General features: G+C 62.4%; 4 protein-coding genes. 3 read left to right on the top strand and 1 reads right to left on the bottom strand.

All coding sequences use genetic code 11. The features are described 5' to 3' along the window. The 3 genes from JHC99_RS05890 to JHC99_RS05880 all read left to right on the top strand — a co-directional run. A partial coding sequence (locus JHC99_RS05890) for a copper resistance protein CopC (protein ID WP_292152530.1) occupies positions 1-134 on the top strand: 134 nt, incomplete at its 5' end. A 939-nt stretch (positions 135-1,073) separates the two neighbouring features. Further along, positions 1,074-1,841 (top strand): Hachiman antiphage defense system protein HamA, encoded by a 768-nt coding sequence (locus JHC99_RS05885; RefSeq protein WP_292152529.1) that lies wholly within the window; start codon positions 1,074-1,076, stop codon positions 1,839-1,841. Further along, on the top strand, positions 1,831-5,313 hold the full coding sequence (locus JHC99_RS05880; RefSeq protein ID WP_292152528.1) for a DEAD/DEAH box helicase: 3,483 nt from the start codon (positions 1,831-1,833) through the stop codon (positions 5,311-5,313). Before JHC99_RS05885 ends, JHC99_RS05880 begins: the two co-directional genes overlap by 11 nt. A 224-nt stretch (positions 5,314-5,537) precedes the next feature. On the opposite strand, the gene JHC99_RS05875 is transcribed toward JHC99_RS05880, so the two are convergent. Then, positions 5,538-6,020 (bottom strand): RusA family crossover junction endodeoxyribonuclease, encoded by a 483-nt coding sequence (locus tag JHC99_RS05875; RefSeq protein WP_292152527.1) that lies wholly within the window; start codon positions 6,018-6,020, stop codon positions 5,538-5,540. Positions 6,021-6,039: the final 19 nt, after the last annotated feature.

Below are 6,039 nucleotides of genomic sequence, written 5' to 3'. Positions count from 1 at the left end.
CCGCCGCGCCGGCCGCCGCCACCGTCGGCGTGGCTCTTCCGCGCCTCGCGCCGGGCAACTACACGGCCGCCTGGACCGCCGAAGGCCCGGACGGCCACAAGATGTCCGGCTCCGTCAGCTTCATGGTTCACTAGGAGAACGACGATGAGGGTTTCCAACCTGCTGGCCGCCGCCGGCGCGATCCTGACCCTGAGCGCGGGCGCGGCTCTGGCGGCCGAAGGCTGCGATTGTTGCAAGGACATGGCTGCGGACGCGGCTATGACGTGCTGCGACGAGATGCAGGATGATGCGTCTTCGGCTCCCGCTCATTCACTGGCACCTGACAGCGCGCCTGCGAGGCCTTCGTCAGAGGCCGTGAACCACAATCAGCAGCGTTCACCAACCTAAGCGACACTTCTACGATTTCGGCAGGAACTCTCCGCCCAACCGCCGACGACCATCGGTCGAGCGCGCTAAGGTCGAGGCTGCAATGCCCCAGAACAAACTTTGGCTCACACCGGAAAGCGGACGCTCCCGGAGTCGCCAAAGAGTCAGACCTGCGCATTCGGCGGCGTCGCCATGCCCGAAAGCGGATGTTGCCAAAGACCGCGTTAAGTCAGAAGCGGCGGTAACGGCAGGGGTCGGAGAAGCGATTGCAGCGGACCCACACCCTGCCCGATAAAGCGGCAATCGACGGACGACAAAGGCCACAGAGACAAGCGACGCTCGTTGGATGAGTGGAGGCTGACTCAGGTAATGGCCGCCAACGACATCGTCAGACTCCACCTCAACATCGCTCCCCCTGCGACAGCAGCGTCAAGGAAGTCCCGACCTTAGAAATCTGCTGGTCTGTCAAACCGAAGGCATTGGCACAAACACACGTAAAAAGCGTCATACCTAGGTACCACGACAGCTTTAACCGACTCCGATAGACGGCATCCCGCCAGTATCTGACGGAAGAAAAAGCGTTCTTTGGCTGCTGCGGCGACTTTTGGTAGCCGGAAGAAGCCTCTTACAGTCACGCTTGGTTCGCTCTATGGTGGCGAAAACAAATATTGCGGCGTCTAACGACACCGCTGGGATCGGGGACGAACTTGGCGAACATCAACACGTGGTGTGACGTGAACTCGAGTGCGGTCGGCGTCCATGCCCTGCATCAGATCACCGTCACGCCGGGCAAGCTGGCCAACGGCATGAACGCCGTCGCGGCGACATTGCCGGAGCATTATGTCGCCGCCCATCATCTGGCGCGCGTGTTGCGGCGACAAGGCAAATCTCAAGCCGCTGATCTGGTTGAAGCGAGGCTGCCGACGACCAAGCAACTGCGCTCCGGCGATCTGGGAGAGATTCTCGGCACAGCTTTCGTCAACGAGCTCACCACTTACGAGATCGGTGTTCTTCGTCTGCAGTGGAAGGACCATCGCAACATGGCGATGCGTGGTGACGATCTGATCGGCATTGCGGCGGACGCCAAGGGGCAAGCCTTGTTTTTGAAGGGAGAAGCCAAGAGCGGTGCCAACATGGCCAAAGCGACGATCACGGCTGCTCGCAAGGGCCTAGCTTCCGCTGACGAACGGCCCACGCCGCATGCGCTCCTGTTCCTGTCCGAGAAATACCTGGCGGCAGAGCGAACCGACATTTCGGATCTTATCGACGACGCCACCCTGGATCGGACCGTTGAGCTCAAGCAGGTCGAGCATCTGATGTTCACCTTCACCGGCAACGCGGCCGGGGGGCTGCTGACCACGGAACTTCAGACCTACGCCGGTACGGTCAAGCAGATCGCCGTGAACTTCCACATTCCAACCCACCAGACCTTCATCCAGAACGTCTTCGACACGGTGATCGCAAATGGCCGCTGAAATCGAGACGATCACTGCGGCCCTCAACCGCGCGACCGAACAAGGATTCCGCAACCAGCTGCTGGCGCGCGGACAGGCCAGAGCCATGATCTGGCGTGACGGCGCCGTGCCTGATGACGGCCCGCGCTTCGCTGATGGATTGAGCTATGACCTGCTCGCCTACGGCTACAGCCTTTTGACCCATGCGCTTCGTCTGTTGGAAGCCGATGGGGATCGCGAGCTGGCGCGAACGGCCTGTTCGGTGGCAGCGGAGGCGATCGAGGCAGTCATCGCCAACGGGCGCGACGATGAGGAGCAAGGCTTTCATCGGCTGATGGCGGCCGCCGCCTATCATATCGGCCGTTATTCCGCCCGTGCGTTTTCGCTATTGGCGCCATTCCAAAACGACGAAGCGTCGAACCTGGCACCGGTCGAGCAGGCGCTCGCCCTGCTCATGTTGCGCAAACTCGATGACCTCAACGATCTCGTCAGTGGTTGGGCCACCAGCGAGGCCGCTTCCGATCGTGTGCTGGCGGAACAGTTGGGCAACGCCCTTCCCTCTGAAGCCTGGGCTGAAGGTCCTGACAACGCCGACGACGCGCTCATGGATGTCGCCAACACCGTCCTGACCCAGGCCTTCATGTCTTCGGTCAGCGCGGCGCTGCTGGCGTTTGAGCGTGGGGATCGCGTGCTCTTGTCGAGCGCACTGGAAGGGTTCGACACAGGCCTGGAAGACGCCAGCACGTTGAACATGGTGCCCCAGTGGTGGGCGCATCGGCTCGCCCGTCACCTGTTCAATGAACTGTGGGACTGCAGCTTCCATCAGGTTCTGCCCCTGCAAGGTCCGCCGGGATGGGCGAGTCTACGCGAACTCTTCATCGCATCGCTCCACCACCGGTCACGCGCGGAGATCGACTTGTGGCCCTCCCAGATCGGCGCGGCGGCACAAGCCCTGACAAGCGATGACAACCTAGTCGTTTCTTTGCCGACAAGCGCTGGCAAGACTCGCATAGGCGAGCTCTGCATCCTCGCTTGCTTGGCCGCCGGCAAGCGCGTGATGTTCATCACCCCGCTGCGGGCCCTGTCAGCCCAGACGGAGGTGTCGCTAAATCGGACGTTCCGACCTCTCGGGAAGACGGTGTCTGGCCTCTACGGCAGCATCGGTGTCAGCGGGGCTGATAAGGGCCTCCTGACGGATCGCGACATCGTCGTGGCGACCCCGGAGAAGCTCGACTTCGCCCTGCGCAACGATCCGTCTCTACTCGACGATGTCGGACTGGTGATCCTCGACGAAGGCCACATGATCGGGCTGGGCGAGCGCGAAGTTCGCTACGAAGTCCAGATCCAGCGACTGCTTCGCCGCGCTGACGCCGATCAGCGCCGCATCGTCTGCCTGTCTGCCATCCTACCGGATGGCGACCAGCTTGAGGATTTCGTGGCCTGGCTGTCGCGCGATTCCGCAAACGGGCTTGTACAGAAGGACTGGCGTCCGACGCGGCTGCGCTTTGGAGAAGTCGACTGGAGCCCTAACGGGGCTAGGCTCAAGATCACCGTTGGCGATGAAACGCCCTTCGTTCCCAAGTTCTTACTCCCGCGCGTGCCTCCGAAGGGCAAACGCAAGGAAGCCTTCCCTCGAGACCAACGCGAGCTGGTGCTGGCGACGACCTGGCGGTTGATCGAAGATGGTCAGACCGTGCTGATCTACTGCCCGCGTCGCCGATCGGTAGAGCCGTTTGCCAAGGCCATCGTCGATCTGCATAGCCGCGGCCTGCTTGCCCCCCTGCTGGAAGCTGACGACGCTCGTCTGGACAAGGCTCTGACGATCGGCGCCGAGTGGCTGGGCGACGACCATGTGCTGTTGCAGTGTCTGCGCCTGGGCGTCGGCGTTCACCACGGCGCCCTGCCTACCCCTTACCGGCGCGAAGTCGAGGCGCTGCTACGTGATGGCGTGCTCAAGGTGACGGTCTCGTCGCCGACGTTGGCTCAAGGGTTGAACCTGGCCGCGACGGCGCTGGTGTTCCACAACCTGCACCGCGATCGAAACGTGATCGAGCCGCACGACTTCAGGAACATCGTAGGACGCGCAGGCCGCGCCTTCGTCGACGTCCAAGGCCTTGTCCTTTATCCCATGTTCGACCAGCACGCCTCGCGTCGGATGAACTGGAACTCGCTGATTAATGAGACCGCTGGGCGCGAGATGGAGAGCGGCCTGCTGAGACTGGTCATCGCCCTGCTGGCGCGCATGCAGCGCAAACTGGGCACGCAGGATGTTCAGTCCCTCCTCGACTACGTCGTCGGTATGCACGCTTGGGACTTCGCCGCCGTGCCTGGCGAAGCTGCCGAAGCCATCGCCTTGGAAGCGCGAACGTGGGCCTCGCACGTTGCTTCGCTGGACACCGCCTTGTTGAGCCTGCTCGGCGACGACGATGTCGCCGACGCTGACGTCGAGGCCAAGCTGGACGAGTCGCTTGCCAGCTCGCTGTGGGCGCGCCGGATTGCGCGGCGCGCAGACCACATCCAAAACCTGATACGCAAAGCCCTCCTCGAGCGCGCGCAGTTCATCTGGGCGCGGACCACCCCCGAGCAACGACGCGGCTACTTCCTGGCCGGCGTCGGCCTTACGACCGGCCAGCTTCTGGACGCCCGGTCTAACGACCTGATCGAACTGCTCATACAGGCGAATGGCGCCCTGAGCGGTCGGGAGGCGGACATCGCCATCGAAGCGCTGACCGCATTCGCCGAGATCGTCTTCGACATCTCGCCGTTCACGCCCAACGCCATGGTGGATGACTGGCGAGAACTGCTTCGGGCTTGGCTGGAGGGTCGACCGATGGGCGAGATCGCCCATGGCGAGAGCGCGACCCTGCAGTTCGTCGAGGACGCCTTCCTTTATCGACTGCCTTGGGCCCTGGAATCTGTTCGGGTGCATGGACTGGCCCGCGGTTATCAGACCGACCAAGGTCTCGATCTGTCAGATTTCGAGCTCGGCCTCGCGGCCGGAGCGGTCGAGACGGGCGTCCTGAACGCCAACACCATCTTCCTGATCCAGTCCGGCTTTACCTCGCGATCCGGCGCTCAGATCGCCGTCGATGGTACTGGCGCGCGTTTCGACAATCTGACCGAGCTGCGGGCATGGACTCGCACGCCGCAGGTCTTGGCGCTGAGCGGCAACCCCGCTTGGCCGACACCTGAGACCCACGACCTCTTCAAGGACTTCCTCGAAGGCCTGAGGCCCGAACGGATCGAAACCTGGAGTCGGCAAGACCATCACGGAATGGTCGTGTGGAGCGATCAAGCCCCGGCTGATGGGACCGCGCTCCGTATTGCTGAAGGCAGCGACGACGTCGTGCTCGATGTCGATCACCAGCGCATCGGCACGTTGTTCGGTCGCGTTTCGCCAGACCGCACCGGATTGCTCCAGCTCACAGCGCGTCAAGGGGGTGTCGATCTGGTCTATCTGGGGCCAGCCGATCTGGAAGCCGTGATCATGTAGGACTCTACGGCGTCACGCCATCAAGCCGGGCGGAGGCCTGAGCGCTTGAAGGCGTTACCGGCGTCGGCTTTTTAGTCGAGGCGGTGATCCGACACGTCGGCTCCGTCGGGTGGGGGCCGAGCTCCTGCGCCCACGGTGTTGGAGCCAGACCTTGTCCGGACAGACCAATGCGCAGTCGTCCGACGCCGTCCACCGCGGTTTGGGCAGCAGCCCAGGACGCTTACCTAGAAAATGCGTGAGACCTTGACGTCCACCCGGCTGCGGGCTGCATAAACCTTCGACGCTGAAATCTTCATCACGAGTACATCGTCACGAAAGACGACCCCGTTGCAGCCATCAAGGATGGACTTGATGATGTTGTCGAGATCAGGCGCCTTGGTCGGCATGATCCGCCCGGCGATCATCTGGGCGTAACGAGAACGGGTAGTGGAAGCGACTGGCTCGATAAAGACTTCGATCTCTACAAACACAGGGTCATCGATGCGATCGTGCCCTTCCATGGCTTCGCTGGCTGCGAGACGCACGAGGCTTTCATACGCCACCGTTTTGCTGTCCTTGAAGCGCTGAACCTTGCCCATGAAGGCGCGGGCACTGGGCCTGGCTTTCCCACGGGGCGCACCGGGGACCGAGAAGGTGATGGTGTCAGAGACGTTGGGGGATGTGTTCCTTCCAACCGTCAAGGTAGCGATGGTGGCAATGGCAGGCATATGAAACTCCTTGAAAACA

Origin of the sequence: Brevundimonas sp. (genome assembly GCF_016463485.1) — a bacterium.
GTDB lineage: Bacteria > Pseudomonadota > Alphaproteobacteria > Caulobacterales > Caulobacteraceae > Brevundimonas.
Note: the sequence above shows the minus strand (reverse complement) of the source record. Positions and strands in the feature narration are given on the sequence as shown.